This window comes from Paraburkholderia acidipaludis NBRC 101816, assembly GCF_000684975.1.
GTDB lineage: Bacteria > Pseudomonadota > Gammaproteobacteria > Burkholderiales > Burkholderiaceae > Paraburkholderia > Paraburkholderia acidipaludis.
Map to the genome: position 1 here is coordinate 267,991 of NZ_BAXZ01000004.1, position 16,908 is coordinate 284,898.

The 16,908-nt window shown below is 65.1% G+C and carries 15 protein-coding genes and 1 pseudogene; 8 read left to right on the plus strand and 8 right to left on the minus strand.

The annotated features are described in order from the left end of the window. Positions 1 to 23: 23 nt before the first annotated feature. From BAC01S_RS30530 to BAC01S_RS06430, 3 genes and pseudogenes are all read right to left on the minus strand, one after another. Positions 24 to 510 (minus strand): annotated as a pseudogene (locus BAC01S_RS30530) (metal-dependent hydrolase); the annotation flags it as partial. Positions 511 to 651: 141 nt separating this feature from the next. Beyond that, positions 652 to 1,008, minus strand: a complete 357-nt coding sequence (locus BAC01S_RS06425; RefSeq protein ID WP_027794010.1) for a hypothetical protein — start codon at positions 1,006 to 1,008, stop codon at positions 652 to 654. A gap of 232 nt (positions 1,009 to 1,240) precedes the next feature. Next, a complete protein-coding gene (locus BAC01S_RS06430) occupies positions 1,241 to 2,404 on the minus strand; it encodes a porin (RefSeq protein WP_027794011.1) in 1,164 nt (387 codons plus the stop codon). A gap of 657 nt (positions 2,405 to 3,061) precedes the next feature. On the opposite strand from BAC01S_RS06430, the gene BAC01S_RS06435 reads away from it, so the two are divergent. After that, positions 3,062 to 3,583 carry a hypothetical protein gene (locus BAC01S_RS06435; protein ID WP_027794012.1) on the plus strand — a complete coding sequence of 174 codons (522 nt, stop codon included), beginning with the start codon at positions 3,062 to 3,064 and terminating at the stop codon, positions 3,581 to 3,583. 21 nt (positions 3,584 to 3,604) lie between these two features. On the opposite strand, the gene BAC01S_RS06440 is transcribed toward BAC01S_RS06435, so the two are convergent. Continuing rightward, positions 3,605 to 4,030 (minus strand): hypothetical protein, encoded by a 426-nt coding sequence (locus BAC01S_RS06440; protein ID WP_027794013.1) that lies wholly within the window; start codon positions 4,028 to 4,030, stop codon positions 3,605 to 3,607. A 273-nt stretch (positions 4,031 to 4,303) separates the two neighbouring features. On the opposite strand from BAC01S_RS06440, the gene BAC01S_RS06445 reads away from it, so the two are divergent. From BAC01S_RS06445 to ggt, 6 genes are all read left to right on the plus strand, one after another. Next, positions 4,304 to 5,014, plus strand: a complete 711-nt coding sequence (locus tag BAC01S_RS06445) for a CDP-alcohol phosphatidyltransferase family protein (RefSeq protein ID WP_043201372.1) — start codon at positions 4,304 to 4,306, stop codon at positions 5,012 to 5,014. Continuing rightward, positions 5,011 to 5,856: a HalD/BesD family halogenase gene (locus BAC01S_RS06450; RefSeq protein WP_027794015.1), complete on the plus strand. Its 846-nt coding sequence runs from the start codon at positions 5,011 to 5,013 to the stop codon at positions 5,854 to 5,856. The genes BAC01S_RS06445 and BAC01S_RS06450 overlap by 4 nt, the downstream gene beginning before the upstream one ends. Continuing rightward, positions 5,853 to 6,887, plus strand: a complete 1,035-nt coding sequence (locus BAC01S_RS06455) for a lysylphosphatidylglycerol synthase domain-containing protein (protein WP_027794016.1) — start codon at positions 5,853 to 5,855, stop codon at positions 6,885 to 6,887. Before BAC01S_RS06450 ends, BAC01S_RS06455 begins: the two co-directional genes overlap by 4 nt. 53 nt (positions 6,888 to 6,940) lie before the next feature. Further along, positions 6,941 to 7,720: a phosphocholine cytidylyltransferase family protein gene (locus tag BAC01S_RS06460; protein WP_027794017.1), complete on the plus strand. Its 780-nt coding sequence runs from the start codon at positions 6,941 to 6,943 to the stop codon at positions 7,718 to 7,720. Between the two features lie 107 nt (positions 7,721 to 7,827). Continuing rightward, positions 7,828 to 9,231: an MFS transporter gene (locus BAC01S_RS06465; RefSeq protein ID WP_027794018.1), complete on the plus strand. Its 1,404-nt coding sequence runs from the start codon at positions 7,828 to 7,830 to the stop codon at positions 9,229 to 9,231. 120 nt (positions 9,232 to 9,351) lie between these two features. Next, the gene (ggt, locus tag BAC01S_RS06470) at positions 9,352 to 11,079 is read left to right on the plus strand and encodes a gamma-glutamyltransferase (protein ID WP_027794019.1); all 1,728 of its coding nucleotides are present in this window, start codon (positions 9,352 to 9,354) and stop codon (positions 11,077 to 11,079) included. A 38-nt stretch (positions 11,080 to 11,117) separates the two neighbouring features. On the opposite strand, the gene BAC01S_RS06475 is transcribed toward ggt, so the two are convergent. The 3 genes from BAC01S_RS06475 to BAC01S_RS06485 form a co-directional block, all read right to left on the minus strand. Beyond that, on the minus strand, positions 11,118 to 11,309 hold the full coding sequence (locus tag BAC01S_RS06475) for a hypothetical protein (RefSeq protein WP_027794020.1): 192 nt from the start codon (positions 11,307 to 11,309) through the stop codon (positions 11,118 to 11,120). Between the two features lie 25 nt (positions 11,310 to 11,334). Next, positions 11,335 to 13,041: an FAD-dependent oxidoreductase gene (locus BAC01S_RS06480; RefSeq protein ID WP_027794021.1), complete on the minus strand. Its 1,707-nt coding sequence runs from the start codon at positions 13,039 to 13,041 to the stop codon at positions 11,335 to 11,337. A gap of 142 nt (positions 13,042 to 13,183) precedes the next feature. After that, a complete protein-coding gene (locus BAC01S_RS06485; protein WP_027794022.1) occupies positions 13,184 to 14,002 on the minus strand; it encodes a helix-turn-helix transcriptional regulator in 819 nt (272 codons plus the stop codon). Positions 14,003 to 14,283: 281 nt separating this feature from the next. Here BAC01S_RS06485 and BAC01S_RS06490 point away from each other — a divergent pair, with 281 nt between their 5' ends. Then, positions 14,284 to 15,315, plus strand: a complete 1,032-nt coding sequence (locus tag BAC01S_RS06490; RefSeq protein ID WP_027794023.1) for a VTT domain-containing protein — start codon at positions 14,284 to 14,286, stop codon at positions 15,313 to 15,315. Between the two features lie 52 nt (positions 15,316 to 15,367). Here BAC01S_RS06490 and BAC01S_RS06495 read toward each other — a convergent pair whose 3' ends face one another. Next, positions 15,368 to 16,795 carry an MFS transporter gene (locus BAC01S_RS06495; protein WP_027794024.1) on the minus strand — a complete coding sequence of 476 codons (1,428 nt, stop codon included), beginning with the start codon at positions 16,793 to 16,795 and terminating at the stop codon, positions 15,368 to 15,370. Positions 16,796 to 16,908 lie beyond the last annotated feature (113 nt).

Sequence of the window (16,908 nt, forward strand, 5' to 3'; positions counted from 1 at the left end):
CACGACACCAGTTTTCGCAGCGGGGCCATCGGCCAGCCGTGCGGCCATCCATGCACGGCGAAGAACCATGCCGCAACCCATGATGCGGCTACCACGATCAGATCGCACCGTCCGCTCTTCCACCAGTTCAGGGAATGCCGCTGGATGACCCAGGGTACGCCGAGCGGATTGGGCCAGTCCGCAAGCAGATGAATCACGCCTCCACAGGCGAAGCCGAACACCGGAGCGGCCGCCGGCAGATGGCCGAGCTTCTGGTACGACCAGACAAGCAGCGCGATCCAGCCAATACCCCAGTGCGTCAGGGTGCGATGCGTGATCCATAGCTGGCGCTTCTTGCGCCACCATGCAACTTCCAGCCAGTCCGGCGCGGAGCCGCCCGCCACGCCCGCAATAAAGGCCAGCGCGGCGTAGAGATGCCAGGGACCGTCCGCGTGCTGGTGCGTGACCATGGCCGTGGCGGATGACGCCGGCCGCCCAGCCGGTTGCGTGATGTGCGGGGCCTGATGCCATGAAACGGGGTGTGCAAAGTCGAAGGGGCGCACATCTTCTCAGATGTGACGCCGTTGTGACAGCGGAATCGACGATCCGCGTGCGCGACTGCACGAAAGAGCCCGAACGATTGACGACACGCCGGGCCGACGCGCGTGCGCGTCAGGTCGTGCAGCGCGCCACGTCGAAGCGCAGCTCGGGTTCCGGCGGATCGTAGGACGACGAAGTACCGCGCGTCACGCTGATGACCGAGCCATATCCCGAAGGCGTGAGCATCACGAAGTACGATGCGTCCGAACCGGAGCCCACGCTCAGTTCGGTTGCGTTGCCGCTCGTCGACTCGTGGACGCGCGGCAGCCGGTCTTCGAGGCAGCTTGCGATCGACTCAGGCGAGCGCGCCGAAGAGGCGTAGATCATCCGCTCGCCGTTCGCGGCGGCGCCCGAATTCGGCGTCGATCCGCAGCCGACGATCAGGACGAGAGGCGAAGCGGCAAGCAGGCATCGAAGAAGTGATTTCATAGGGCGGCGATTCGATCGAACAGGCGGCGGTAGACGCGAAGCAGTATACGCACGCTGCGTGGCGTGACACGTAAGAAGATGCAACAGGGTGTGCAGCGGGCAGGAAGCCCGGGCGCTGGAAGCGGCGCGCCCCAAGCCCCAAAAAAAACGCACATGCGGTTGTGCCGCATGTGCGTTGCGTGAAGAGTCGGCAAGACGGCGGATCGCGCCGTCTGCCTGATCGCCGGAGCGATTAGAAGCGGTGACGCAGACCGACCGTTGCGGCGACCTGGTTGGCGGTCGACGACGGAGCCAGCGTGTTGATCGCTGCGACGTTCTGAACAGCTGCGCCCGTGGTCGGATCGACGCCCAGGTAGCCCGAAGCGTGCTGGTACACACCGGCCAGGTACACGTCGGTACGCTTGCTGAGCGAGTAGTCCGTGCCCAGCATGACGGTTTGCCACTTCGGCGACTGGTTGCCGGCGCCGGTCACGGTGCCGTCGGTGAACGTGTACGAGCCCTGCAGCGCGAGAGCCGGGGTCAGGTGGTACGCGCCGTTGAGTTCGTAGTTGTCGAGGTGCAGGTTCAGGCCGCCCATGCTGCCAGCGGAAACGTTGGCGCTCTGGAGCGTGCCGATGCCGTCGATCTGCGAGTGCGTGTACACGAAGCCGACTTGTGCCGGGCCGTACGTGTAGTTCACGCCTGCGCCGTACGTACGTTGCAGAGCGGCTGCGATGTTCGTGTCGTTCGCAGCGGCTGCGCCCGTCGAGTTGTTCAGGCCGCCCGAGTTGTTCAGCTGCGAGTAGCCGGCTGCGAAGTTCAGCGGGCCATTGCCATACGACGCGCCAACGCTCCATGCGCGGCCGTTCGAGAAGTTGCCTGCCTGGTTGCTGAAGCCGTACTGGCCGCCGAACTGGAAGCCCGAGTAGTTCGCGCTCTGGAACTTGACCGCGTTATTGATCGAGAACGACTGATCGAGGTTGTCGTTGTCGAACGGGTGAGCGGCGAGGTTGTTGCCGTAGCCCTGGCCCGCTGCCGACAGCGGCGACAGGTAGTCGACGACGGAGTCATACTGACGGCCGAGGGTCACCGTGCCGTACTGGTCGCTCTTCAGGCCGACGTAGGCTTGACGGTTGAACAGGCTGTTGCTGTTGTAGAGGCCGCCGTTGTTGATGTCGAAGCCGCTTTCCAACTTGAAGATTGCCTTCAGACCGCCACCGAGGTCTTCAGAGCCCTTCAGGCCGAAATAGGTGTACGAGAGGCCGCTGCTGCTTTGATTCCACGTGCTGTGGCCGCCAGCATTGTTGGCGTACAGGATACCTGCGTCGAGCGAACCATAAAGGGTGACGCTGCTTTGCGCGTGAGCGCTCATTGCAAATGCACCGAGAACGCCAGCGAGGATGAGGGTTTTTTTCATGCTTTCTAACTCCGAACAGTACTTGGGAATCACACGGCCGCGAAAGAAGCGGGCACGGCACGTGGTCTAACGATTCGGAGCAGAGTTTATGCTGGTAATCCCCAACATTCGCGCCGCGTCGCGCAACAATACTTTCTCAATATTGTAGGAATCGCATCAATGCGCGTAAGTCGCTGGGAATAAAGGGATTTTCTATTTGGGAATAAGCCGGGAAATCTCGTGTCAACTATTATTTTGTTGCGCGAGTGCCACGTTTCGAGACTTCTAATACGGCTCGCATGACTGGATAACGGCGCGATTTTCCCTTCCATTCAAGCCGTTTTGCGAAACGCACTATTCCAGCTTATGCGCTCGAAGCCCCGACTGGCGGGCGGTAAAATAGTTCCGCCTCTTGACTGAGGGCGGTCTTTTTTTCATTGTTTTACGCGGCCCGATGGCCGCTTTTTTTCGCCTGCCGATATTGAACCATTTTTAGTTCAATCGGAAATGAAACAGATTGTTACGGCGGGTCGCGAAATATTATTAATAGGCAATTAATCCGGCGCATGGTTTGGGCCCCCCGTCGACCAGCCAGTGCTTTCTTGCGGGTAAAATCCAGCACCGGCCCCTTTGGGAGGGCACGCTATATAGATTGGATAGAACCAGACCTGACCCGCCATGACCGATTCCTCGCCTGAAATGAGTTCCAACCCCCTTAACGACGACGTTATCGGCGGCGCCGAAGTGTGCGAACAACCGCGCTTGTGGCGCAAGGACGGCTGGACTGCGCGCGTGATCAAGAACGAGGACGACGACGGCTGGGCGGTCGAGATGATCAAGGCGGGCGAATCGGAGCCGGCGCTGGTCGGTCCATGGACCATGGGGCGCGACAAGAAGAATCCCAAGCCGCTCGACACGGCGGCGTTCAACACGCTTGTGAAGACGGCTTCGGAAGTGCTGCGCCGCCATGAGCAGCAGTTGCACGCCACGCTTCATAAGCGGGTGAGCATTCGCGTGGAAGAGGGCGACGTGGATGTGACCCTCCAGATCGTGCCCGACGAATACGAGCCGTATGCGTTACTGACCGCGCTCGACGCCTTCGGCGGGCAACTGGCGCAGCGGCGCGTCGCTGCGGGGTTCAAGCTCACGAAGGCGCGCGCCGAGGAGTGGGCCGCAGGCGGTTTCGACCGGATCGGCTAACGTCCGTCTCCTGCTATCCGCTCAATCCTGCTGGCAGAAGATGGCCGTGAGCATCGGCCCGGCGTGATGGACGATAGCCGTATTGCCCGCTTCGGCAAGGGCGGCCTGGACCTTCGCCACGCTGCCGAACACCACGGCGCCATAGGCCGAACGTGCGATCGGCGTGCCCTTGCCGGTGCGAAAGAGCGGATCGTCCTGCTGGAAGCCGACGACGGCGAACACGCTGAATCCATAGGCCGTCATGTGCTGGCCGTGTACCGGCCAGAACGCATTGATCGAATTGCTTTCGACCCTTGAAGGCGTCGGCTCGATCAGCTTCTGGTCGATCAGGCCCGAAATGAAGTCGTGCGCGGACTCCTGGCAGGTCAGCGATTCGTCGAGGGCGGCCGCGTGGCCTGTGAGCGGCAAGGCCGCGAGCAAAAGGGCTGCGAGAAGAAAGCGTTTCATTGAAATTCTGGCAAATGCGCCGCGCTGTCGTCCCGCCGTCGTTCCGTCGACGGCCCGCGCTGTGGTCGGGACGGCGCCGCAGCTCATCTCGCGCGATGCGGCAAAGGGATGCACTGTACGCGTGTTCGCGCAATTTCGCTTGCCGCACTGCCGCATCGGCGGGCGTGCCGTCCCGCCAGACTGTCGCGGAAATCCCGCAGATCGGCCATGGGCGGCGCGTTGGCAGGCCGGAAAATCTGCAGGTTTTTTGAAAGGCGTATATATTTCACAGTTATGACTGGAAAAGACCAACCTGCGAAAGCGGTGCCGGGGGCGGCGCCGCTTCCGCGCACCTGGGACGCGCGCGCCGCACGCTGGCTCGTGACGCCGCTCGTGCCCACCCGCGTTACGCCAAACCATCTCACCACCCTGCGCCTGTTGATCGGGCTTGCCGGCGCCTTCTATCTGGCACGCGGCGATTTTCTGCATGTCAATCTGGGCGCGTTTTTGATCGTTTTGTCGAATTTTGTTGATCATACCGATGGCGAGCTCGCGCGGATCAGCGGTAAAACTAGCCGGATCGGCCATTTCTACGATCTCGCTGCCGACGCGCTCGTCACCGTTCTGCTGTTCCTCGGCATGGGCTGGGGGCTGGGCGCGGAAGCCGCTGCAGCGGGCCATGGCGCCGGCGCCTGGCGGGTGCCGCCGGCCGCGCTGGGCGGCATCGCGGGCGTGGCGGTCGCGGTGATTTTCTTCCTGCGCATGCGTATCGAGGAGATGGCCGGCAAGGCGGGCACGCAGCAGGCGTTCGTCGGCGGCTTCGAGACTGAGGACGTTCTCTATTTGTTGCCGCTGATCACGCTGACCGGCGTGGCCTCGCCCTTCGTCGTGGCGGCCTCTATCGGGGCGCCGCTTTTCGCCGTCTGGGTCGTGCTGGACTACTGGCGCGTGATGCGCCGCAACCGGCCCGGGAAGGATACGAATCAAGCCTGGAACAGCAGATGAGTGTGCAAGCAGAACAAGAAGAAGTCGTGGCCTCGCCCGTTCGCGGTCGTGCGAGCGGGGCCGTGGCCGCGGCGGCCGGCAACCCGGACGGCGCCGTCGGCCGTGCGCTGAACCCGTTGAACGTCGCGCAATTACGCAGCGACTACGTGCAGCAGGGCTCGTTCCTTTACCTCTCCGAGTTTCTTCCTGCCGACGCGACACAGCGGCTCATCGACGCCGCCCATGCGCTCCTTCCCGAAGTCAACCGCAATTACCTGCCGGGCCACAAGGCGGGCGGGAGTGTGAGCCGTCACACGATCGACCGGCTTGCGCCTTACATCGCCGAGCTGTATCGCTCGCCGCAGCTGCTGGCGTGGCTCGAGAAGATCACGGGTGACCGTCTGCAGCTTTCGCCCGAAGACGATCCGCACGCCTATGCGCTCTACTACTACACGCGGGCGGGCGACCATATTGGCTGGCACTACGACACGTCCTACTACGACGGCCGCCGCTACACGATGCTGCTCGGCGTGATCGACGACTCTTCGTGCCGCCTCGACTACGAACTGCATACGCGCGACGAGAGCAAGGCCGACGTGCCCGGCTCGGTGCAGTATCCGCCGGGCGCGCTCGTGCTTTTCGACGGCGACAAGCTGCGCCACCGCGTCACGCCGAGCGCCGAGGGTGAAATGCGCGTTTCGCTCACGTTCGAATACGTGACGGACCCGAACATGCGTCCGTGGCGGCGCTTCATTTCGAACATGAAGGACGCGATTGCGTACTTCGGTTTCCGCCAGGTGTTTCGCAAGGCCTTGCTGGGCGCGAGTGCCGCGGCGCGCAAAAAAGCGGGAGATTCGGCGTGAGCCGTGCCGCCATCCTGCTGCTGTCGATCGGCACGGCACTTTTCATCGCGCTGCTCGCGTGGCAGGGGCTCGGCTCCGTAACGGGGGCGCTCGCGGCCGCCGGCTGGGGGCTCGTGCTCGTCGCCGCGTTTCACGTCGTGCCGCTCGTACTCGATGCCGCCGCCATTGCCGTGCTGTTCGGCAAGGACGCACGCGTCGAGGCGCGCGACGCGCTCTTCGCGCGCTGGAGCGGCGAGTCGGTCAACAGCCTGCTGCCGGCCGGCCAGATCGGCGGTCCGGTCGCGATGGTGCGCCAGCTCGCGCAGCGCGGCATGGCCATGCGCGATGCCGCCGCGGTCATCACGGTCAGCACCACGCTGCAGGCCGTCGCGCAGATCGTTTTCGCCGTGTTCGGCATTGCGCTTTTTTCGATCTACGCGGCGAACGGCGCGGCGAACAGCACCGCGAACGGCGCGCCACGCGATCTTGGCGTCGCCGCGCTGATTGCGACCGGTGTGCTCGCGGGCCTCATCGCGCTTTTCTATCTCGCGCAACGGCGCGGCCTGTTCGGCCGTGCGATGCGTCTTGCTTCGAAGGTGTTCGGCAAGCACGACTGGTCCTCGCTTGCCACGCGCGCCGACGCCGTCGACGCCGCCGTCAGGTCGCGCTATGACGAGCGCGGCCGCGTGGCGGCGAGCTTCGCGCTGAGCTTCGTCGGCTGGCTCGTGGGTACTGTCGAGGTATGGCTCGCGCTGCGCTTTCTCGGCCATCCCGTCGGCTGGATCGACGCGCTCCTGCTGGAGAGCATAGGCCAGGCCATACGCGGTGCGGCCTTCGCGATTCCGGGATCGCTCGGCGTGCAGGAAGGCGGCTATCTGTTGCTCGCTCCGCTCGTCGGCTTGCCGCCCGAAGCCGCGCTTGCGCTCTCGCTCGCCAAGCGCGCGCGCGAAATCCTGCTCGGTCTGCCGGGCCTCCTGTATCTGCATTTCAGCGAAAGAAGCTGGCAACGCCGGCGCGCCGTTCGCGTGGCCGCCGTCGAAATCGCCGATTGACCTCGCTGTTTGACCTCGCAGTTCGACCTTCTTCTCCCAAGGGACGTTTGCGCATGCGCGCCATCATTCTCGCGGCAGGCCTCGGCCTGCGCCTTCAGCAACGCGCTGGAGAACAGTTTCCCAAATGCCTGCTGCAGTTCGAGGGCGCGACGCTGCTCGAACGGCATTTGCAGATGCTCGAGGGGGCGGGTGTCACGGAGGTCGTGCTGGCGCTCGGCTTCCAGCCCGAGCGGGTCGAGGCTGAAATCAAGCGCATCGGCTGGCCGCACGACATCGAGATCGTGCTGAATCCGCGCTTCGATCTGGGCAGCGTGCTGACCGTGCATCGCACGGCCGAGGCGCTCACGCGCGGCGGCGACGTGCTGCTCATGGACGCCGACGTGCTTTACGACGAGCGCGTGTTTGCCCCGCTCGTCGCGGGCGAGGCGCCGGCGAACCGTCTGCTGATCGACCGCGATTTCGAGGCCGGCGACGAGCCGGTGAAGCTGTGCCTGCGCGACGGCGTGCCCGTCGAGCTGCGCAAGCAACTCGCGGTAGGCCTGCAATACGACACGATAGGCGAGTCGGTGGGATTCTTCCGCCTGAACGAGGAGACGGCGCGCCGCTTTGCGCAGATCGTCGAGGGCTATGTGGAGACTGGCCGGGCGAACCTGCCGCACGAAGAGGCGCTGCGCGACCTGTTGCTCGAGCGCGGCCGCGAGTTCGAAACGGCCGACGTCACGGGCGCGCCGTGGATCGAGATCGATTTTCCCACCGACGTTACGCGTGCGGCCGAGCAAGTGCTGCCGCAACTGCGCCCCGTGGTGAGCCGGGTCAAGCAGACGGCGGTCTGAAAAAGAGGCGCAACGGCTTCATCTGTTGCGAAGTCAACCGTTCTTCGCAACACAGTGACATAATGAGAGCTTGCCGCCATCAGCCGCGCTGACTGTCGTTCCTGCCCATGCCACTCGCCCTCGGCGCTTTCATCGTTCCCCTCATCGTCGCGTGCGCGATGTTCATGGAGAACGTGGATGCGACGGTCATCGTCACCTCGCTTCCCGCGCTGGCCCGCGATCTGGGACAGGATCCCATCACCCTGAAGCTGGCCGTCACGAGCTACGTGATCGGGCTCGGCGTGTTCATTCCGGTTTGCGGCTGGGTAGCCGACCGCTTTGGTTCGCGCAACGTGTTTCGCACGGCCATCGGCATCTTCATGGCGGGTTCGCTGCTGTGCGCCGCTTCCACTTCGCTCGGCATGTTCGTGGCCGCGCGGTTCGTGCAGGGCATAGGCGGCGCGATGATGGTGCCCGTCGGGCGCATCATCATTTTCCGTTCGCTGCCGAAGTCGGACTTCATTCGCGCCGTCAACTATCTCACCGTGCCCGCGCTGCTCGGGCCCGTGGTGGGACCGCCGCTCGGCGGCTTCATCACGACCTATCTGCACTGGCGCCTGATCTTCTGCATCAACATTCCGATCGGCGTGCTCGGCATCTGGCTCGCGAACCGGCACATCGCGAACATGCACGAAGAGCATCCCGGGCGCCTCGACTGGTCCGGCTTCGTTCTTTCGGCGGGCGGCGCCTCGCTCTTCATGCTCGGGCTCTCGCTCGTCGGCAGCGGGCTCGTTTCGAATGACCGTGCCGTGATCCTGTGCATCATCGGCGCGGCGCTGCTCGCGGCGTACTGGTTCTATGCGCAGCGTGTGGAGCGGCCCGTGCTCGATCTGCGCTTTCTGCGCATTCCGACCTTCAACGCGAGCGTGGCGGGCGGCTCGCTTTTTCGCATCGGCCTCGGTGCCGTGCCATTCCTGCTGCCGCTCGCGCTGCAGGAAGGGCTGGGCATGACCGCCTTCGTCTCCGGTTCGATCACCTGCGCCTCCGCGTTCGGCTCGATCTTCATGAAGACGATCGTTTCGCGCGTACTGGGGCGCTTCGGCTTTCGCCGCACGCTGATCGTCAATGCGATGCTGGCCGGCATGTCGATCGCCATCTATGGGCTCTTCTTTCCCGGTGTGCCGCATTGGGTCATCTGGCTCATCGTGCTGCTGGGCGGCGTGTTTCCTTCGCTGCAGTTCACGGGACTCAACTCGCTCGCTTATGCCGACATTCCGACGCGCGATATCGGCCGCGCGACGAGCGTGGCGAGCGTGATTCAGCAGGTGTCGCTCGGGCTTGGCGTGACGATTGCCGGCATCGTGCTGCAGATTTCGCACACGCTGCAGGGTCACTCCGCCATTGTCTGGTCCGACTTCTGGCCCGCGTTCCTCGTGGTGGGGCTGTTCTCGGTGGCGTCCATTCCCGTGACGATGCGCTTGCCCGCCAATGCCGGCGACGAGATCGCGCGCGGCAGACGCGCAAAGGCCTGAACTTCCTCGCATCGCGCATCCCGTGGTGGACGGCTGGATCGCAACCGTTTTGTCAGCATGTTATATAAGGCCAAGGCAGGTTGAAGAGCCGTTGATGAACCGGACCATGGAGGACACGCAATGAAGTTGGTCGAAAGAACGAAAATATCCACCGCCGTCGCGCTCGTTTCGCTCTCCGCGCTATCGGCGGGCTTCCTCGAAGCCTCTCCCGCTTTTGCCAGGGAAACGTCGCAGCCTGCCGTGCTGACCGCCTCGGCGGTGGCCGTGGCGGACAAGTACGCCGCCGACGCCGCCGAGCAGATTTTCAAGGAAGGCGGCAACGCCGTCGATGCGGCCGTGGCGATTGCATTCTCGCTGGCCGTTACCTATCCGGAAGCGGGCAATATCGGCGGCGGCGGTTTCATGACGCTGTACGTGAACGGCAAGCCGTACTTCCTCGATTATCGCGAGCGCGCGCCGCTTGCCGCCACGCGCACGATGTACCTCGACGACAAGGGCAACGTGATCGAAGGCAAGAGCCTGTACGGCTACGATGCCGTGGGCGTGCCTGGCACCGTGGACGGCATGTGGGAAGCGCAGCATCGTTTCGGCAAGCTCAAGTGGAAGCAGGTGCTCGCGCCCGCGATTCATTACGCACGCGACGGCTTCCTTGTCGACGAACAACTGGCGAAGCGGCGCGACGAGGCGTCGAAGGAGTTCGGCGGCAAGACCAATTTCGACCAGTACTTCGGCGACATGAAGGAGGGCACGACGTTCAGGCAGCCCGACCTGGCCGCCGTGCTCACGCGCATCGCGAACGACGGCGCCAGGGACTTCTACGACGGCAAGACCGCCGATCTCATCGCCGCCGCCATGAAGGAGGGCAACGGCCTCATCACGAAGCGCGATCTTGAGGAATACAAAGCAGTCTGGCGCCAGCCTGTCGAGGCCGGGTGGAACGGCTACGAGATCATCACCGCGCCGCCGCCGAGTTCGGGCGGTGTCGGCCTCGTGCAGCTGCTCAAGATGAAGGCGATGCTCGCGCCGCAATTCAAGGACGTGCAGCTGAATTCGCCGCAGTACATTCATCTGATCGCCGAGATCGAGAAGCGCGTGTTCGCGGATCGCGCGCAATACCTCGGCGACCCCGACTTCTACAAGGTGCCGGTCGCGCAGCTCACGGACGACGCCTACCTCGCGAAGCGAGCCGCCGAAGTCGATCCCGACAAGCCGTCCGACACGAAAAGTGTGCAGCCGGGCCTCGGCACGTCGATGCCCGAGAAGGCGGAGACCACGCACTTCTCGGTGGTCGACAAGTGGGGCAACGCGGTGTCGAACACCTACACGATCAACGGCTACTTTGGCTCGGGCGAGGTCGTGCCGGGCGCGGGCATCGTGCTCAACGACGAGATGGACGACTTCTCGTCCAAGCCGGGCGTGCCGAACATGTTCGGCGTGGTGGGCAGCGACGCGAATGCGATTGCGCCGAAAAAGCGCCCGCTTTCGTCGATGTCGCCGACCATTCTCACGAAGGACGGCAAGGTGGCGCTCGTTATCGGCACGCCGGGCGGTTCGCGCATCTTCACGTCGATCTTCCAGGTCATCAACAACGTATACGACTTCAAGATGCCGTTGAAGGACGCCGTTGCCGCGATGCGCTTCCATCATCAACTGCTGCCGCCGAACACGATCTTCTGGGAGCCTTACGAGCCCATCGACGGCGATCTCGCGAAGCAGGTCGAGGCGAAGGGGTATGTGCTGAAGGGACAGGACTTCAGCGGCGATATCCAGGCCATCAAGATCGACGGGGATACGCCGAACCCGGTATCCGATCCGCGCGGCCGTGGCGTTTCGCGTGTGATCCAGTAACCGTGGCCTGAGATGGCGGGTGCGGTCCGCGGCCAGGCTCAATGCGCGCCTGGCGCGGGCAGGTCTTCATGCGCTGCGGCGATCAGGCCCAGCGAGGCATCCGCGTTTCCAATCCGCTCGATCGCGAGCAGCGCGAAGCGCGCGAGAAAAAGCGGCGCCTGCGTTTCGCCCACTTCGGTCATGGTCTTGCACAGGCGGGTATAGACGGTATCGAGTTCACTGTCGGTCATGGAAGTCTCCTCGGGCGGCAACAGGTCAAGCCCGCAGTGTGCGGTCGATTGCAGCGAGAGCATGGGCCGCGAGCGCTTCGGCTGCGCCTTGCCAGCGGCCCAGCACGTGGCCGTCCGGCCGCGCCAGGTAGAGCGTGCTGGTCGTGGCGCCATACATCGGGAAGAGACGCCCCGTGTGGTCCCAGCCGGCTGCGCGTGCGCTGTCCGGCGGCCGCCGGGCGGCGAGCGGCACGACGGCGAAGGGCACGTCGCGAGCGGCGAGCGTGCTTTCCAGCGCGGTCAACGCGGCGGGCACCGAGCCATCCGTGCTGAACCAGAACGCCGTGAAGCACGGTTCGAGGAGATCGGTCAGATGCCCGTCGCGCGAGGTTCCGGCGCCGACGATCGTCAGCGGGCACTCGGGCAGCGGGGCGCCAGGCATCGGGCCGTTTGCGAACCGTGTGGAGCTTGCCGCGTTCAACGGGGAGGCGCCGTACGTGATCGCCGAAGTCTGGCGCGGGTTGATGAGCGGGCGCACGAAGGGATGCCGGCGCGCGAGGCTCAGGACGGCGGTGCGCATGAGATCGAACGCGAACGAAGGCGGCGCCATGAACTCCGTGCTCTTCGTGCCGTAGCCCAGATTCTCGTGGGCCGCGTACACGCGCTCGTCGGAGTAGCTGTCGAGCAGGGTGTCCGTTGCGCGGCCCTTTACGACATACGCGAGCTTCCACGCCAGATTGTCGGCATCGTCGATGCCGGAGTTCGCGCCGCGCACGCCGAAGATCGGCACGAGATGTGCGGCGTCCCCCGCGAACAGCACGCGGCCGTGGCGATAGCGTTCGAGCGTGAGCGCGTTGGCCTTGTAGATAGTGATCCAGATGGGCGACCACGGCGCCGTTTCGCCCATCATGTCGAGCAGGCTCTGCACCCTCGGCATGACGTTTTCCGGCTTGACGGCTTCTTCGGCGTCCTCGCCGTCGCGCAGCTGATAGTCGATGCGCCAGACGTTGTCGGGCTGCTTGTGAACGAGCACGGTCGAACCCGGATTCGACGCGGGATCGAAGTACGCGAGGCGTTCGGTCGGACGCTCGCTGTCGAGCAGGATATCGACGATCACGTAGCGGCCTTCGTAGCTCGTGCCGGCGAGTTTCAGGCCGAGCGCTTCGCGGATCGTGCTGCGGCCGCCGTCCGCCGCCACGAGCCAGTCGGTCTGTATTTCGTAGTCGCCCTCGGGCGTCGAGAGCTGCAGTGTCGCGCCCTGTGCGTCCTCGCGCATCGCGGTGACTTTCGTCTGCCAGCGGATGTCGATGAGGTCCGCCCTGGCCTCGGCCGCGTCGAGCAGGAACTGCTCGATGTGGTATTGCGCGAGGTTGACCATGGGCGGCAGCTTCTGGTTTTCGTCCTGCGGCATCTGGAAATGCAGCACTTCGTCGTTGCGGTAGTAGCTGCGGCCGCCGGTCCACGGCAGGCCTTTCGCGAGAAAGCCGCCGAGCGCGCCCAGTCGTTCGACGATTTCGAGGCTGCGGCGCGAGATGCAGATCGCGCGGCTGCCGTAGCAGACCGACGCGTCGGCTTCGATCAGCACCGCGCGCACGCCGTGGCGTGCGAGGCCCAGGGCGACGGCAAGGCCGACGGGGCCGCCGCCGACGATCGTGACCGCTTGGCGCTGAACTTCCCGGCCCTGGTCGAGTTCGGGTATCCGGGCGGCGTACTGCTTCGCCTCGAACGGATAGGGCTTGAATGCTGCGCTCATCGTGTGTTCCCGTTGAAGATGCGGCGGCGATGGAGGCAGTATGGAGCGCGATGGCGCGCGCGCTGTCCTCAATTTGGGTACAGCGAGGTCGTATCGGAAACGCCGGACGGTCAGGCGATGAGGGGGGGGTCGGGGAGGGTGCTCAGGCCCGGTCGGCTGCGAGGCACAGCGCGAACAGCTGTCGCTGGCTGGAAATGCCGAGCCGCCGGTACGCCCGCTTCTGGTAGGTCACGACGCTGGTGGGCTTGATGCCCATGCGTTCGGCGATCTCGGCCGCGCCGAATCCTTCGAGCACGCCGCGCAGCACGTCGAGCTCGCGCTTCGAGAGCGTCGGGCACAGGCCGCGCAGCCGCGCGAGCATCATCTGCGGAATGCCCATCTGGCTCTGGCCGCACAGGGCGTAATGGTGGCGCGCGGCTTCGCCGATCAGCGGCGACAGGGTTTCGACGAGCTCGATCTCGCCGGGCCGGAAGATGCCGGCGTCGCGTTCGCGGTAGAGATTCACCGAGAGCCAGATATCGGCGGCCGGTTGCAGCAGCAGCGAAAGCCGGTCGGACACGTTGGGCGCCGAGTAGCAGGCATTGCGATAGCCCTCGTGCGCGATGTCGTGGCTCGATTGCCAGTGCAGCACCAGCGACGAACCCGGCGGTTCGCCCGTCGCGCCTGTGACGACCTGCTGGTTGCCGTCGAGTGGGTAAAAGAGGCGCGCATAGGTGTCGGCGACATCGCGCAGGAAGCGGCCGCCGCGATGGTCCGCGACCGAGACGGTGCGCGGACGGTTGCCGAACTCGTAGGCGAACACGGTGCACTGCGAAACCGAGGCCGCGGGGCCGAGCAGGTTCAGCACTTCCGCGGCGAGCGCGTTGGCGTCGTCGCGGCCAATGGCCGAAACGAGGTTCGTGACGCGCGACAGGTCGAATTGGCCTGTCTGCTTCGGCCGGTCGAGACGCCAGTAACGCATGTTTCGTAACGGAAAATCGCGGTGGAAAACACTTCTGCAAGATTAGCACCTCGTGCGCGGATCATGCGCAATCGCTACACCAGCCTGAGAGGGCGGGAGAGGGGCGGATCCTGACGGCCCGGAATGGCGACCTGTTGCGCCCCTGCAAAAGACCCTTTCACCGGCACGGCAAGCAAGGATTCACAGGTTTGGGGTAATCTCCCCACTCCGGCTCGCGCGAGCGCGCCGCATTATGTTGTGCGTCATTTTCGTCAGGCCTCTCAAGCGCAGGAACACCCGCAATGTGGACTCTCCCGACGGCCATTCCGCCCGATTTCGGCGCCGGGGTGGTCTTTCTCAGCGTGCTCGTGACACAACTCGGCGTGCCGGTTCCGGCCGCGCCCGTGCTCGTGCTGGCCGGGACCATGGCGGCCGACGGCGAGGTGTCCTACGTCCATCTGCTGGCGGCAGCGGTGTTTGCCACGCTGCTGGCGGACTCGCTCTGGTTCACGGCGGGCAGGATGCGTGGCCGGCGGCTGCTGAACGGGCTCGTGCGCTTTTCGCTGTCGCTCGATACGACGATCCGCATGGCGCGCAACGTATTCGAACGCCATGGCGCGCCGATTCTTTCGGTGGCGAAGTTCGTGCCGGGGCTCGGCCTGATCTCCGCGCCGCTGCTCGGCACCACCTCGATCAACACGCGTGTTTTCCTGCTCTGGGATGCCCTGGGCGCGACGCTGTGGGCGGCCGCCTGGCTTCTGGGCGGCGCGGCGCTCAATGCCCAGATCGCGCATTTCGTGACGTTCGTGCGCTCCAACGGCGGCACGATTTTCGACGTGCTGGCCGTGGCGTTCGTGCTGTTTCTCGCCTGGCGCTGGCTGCGCCGCTGGCAGTTCCGCCGCTGGCTGGCCACGCATCGCATCACGCCGGACCAGCTCGACGACATGCTGAAGTCGCACACGCCGCCGCTCGTGCTGGATGCGCGCCCGCAGAGCGTGCGCGAGAAGGAGGCGTACCGGATTCCCGGGGCGCGGCCGCTGAACCTGGACTCGAACGAGGCGATCGCGCCCGAACTGCTCGAACGCCCGATTGTCGTGTACTGCGTGTGTCCGAACGAGGCGACGGCCAAGCGCATCGTCAACCAGTTGCGCAGCAAGCACATCTATCACGCGCACGCGCTCAAGGGCGGGCTCGACGCGTGGGAGCGCCACGGTTATCCGGTCGAGCCGCTTTCGGCGGAATTCCATGGCGCGCACGTGCACGTGCGTGACAGCGAGCCGCCCGGGCCGGCCGCCGAGGAAGCGTTCACGGTGCGCGCGAGCCTGTCGAAGTAGTGCGCCGCGCATCTCGCGTGCGCACTATTTGCGCGCGCAACGATCGGCAAGCTCAGGCGCGCTGGCGCCGCGAACCGCCGCCTACGTTCCGCCCCGCATCGCGCGCGAGCTGCGCGTACCCCCAGATCGAGGCCAGTGTCAGCAGGCCCGCCGCCAGAAAGGCGAGGCGGAAGTCGTCGAGCGTGAATGCATGGCCGCTCGTCTCGCCGTGGCAGGCGGCCGCCGCGCGCAGCGCGACCGCGCCGAAGGCAATCCCCAGGCCGTTCGTCATTTGCGACGCCGCGCTCCAGAGCGTGCTGGCGGCGCTCATCTGCGGCTGCGCGACGTCCGCGTAGGCGAGCGTGGCCAGCGTCGAGAACTGCATCGAACGCGTGACGCCGTAGATGAACACGACGATCAGCACCACAGCGAGCGGAATTTCGGGTGTGAGCAGCCCGCATGCGATCGTCGCGAAGCCGGCGATGGCAACGTCGACGATTGCAACGCGCCGGAAGCCCCAGTGTTCGAGGATGCGGGTGGTCAGCGCTTTCATGCCGAGGTTGCCGACCGCGCTTGCGAGCAGCAGCAGGCCGGACTTGAAAGCCGAGAGGCCGAAGCCGATCTGGAACAGGAGCGGCATCAGGTAGGGCACGGCGCCAATGCCGATGCGCGTGAACGAACCGGTGACGACCGTCACCGAGAACGTCGGGATTCTCAAAGTGGAAACATCGATCAACGGATGCGGATGGCGCTTCGCATGCGCCACGGCGATCACGCCGAATGCGAGGCCCGCCGCGACGATCGCGGCCGCTATCCAGGGGTCTTTGCCGGGCTGGCTGGCCAGTTCGGCGCCGTAGAGAATCGCCGTGAGCGTGGCGCCGCTCAACGCGAGGCCGACGAGATCGAGCGGCCGCTTTTTCTCGCCGCGCAGATTGGGCACGAGCGCGACGACGGCGGCGAGCACGGCGAGGCCGAACGGCACGTTCAGCAGGAAGATCCAGCGCCACGACGCATAGGTGGTGATGAAGCCGCCCACGGGCGGCCCGACCACGGGCGCGGCGATCGCGGGCCACGTAATGGTGGAGATGGCCTGCATGAGGCGGCTCTTCTCGGTGCTGCGCACGACGATCATGCGCCCGACCGGCACCATCATCGCGCCGCCCATGCCTTGCAGCACCCGCGCGGCGACGAACTCGCCGACGCTCTGCGACAGCCCGCACAGCACCGAAGCCACGGTGAACGTCACGACGGCGCCGAAGAACACCGTGCGCGACCCGCAGCGGTCGGCTACCCACCCGCTCGCGGGGATGAAGATGGCGAGCGCGAGCATGTAGGCGGTGACGCCGAGGCTCAGGCTATTCGGGCCAATGCCGAAGGAATGGGCCATCTGCGGCAGCGCCGTGGCAATGACGGTGGTGTCGAGATACTCCATGAAGAAGGTTGCGGCCACAACGTAGGGCAGCCAGCCGACGGCTGGAGCGCGTGCGGACGTGCGGGTCATGGGATCTCCGTATGCGACGCCCCGGGCATTTCGCATGCGCGCCGGGGCTGAAAGGCGAAAGTTTTCCGAGAGTTTCCAAGAGTTTCCAATACGCACGCGCATCTGTACAGCGC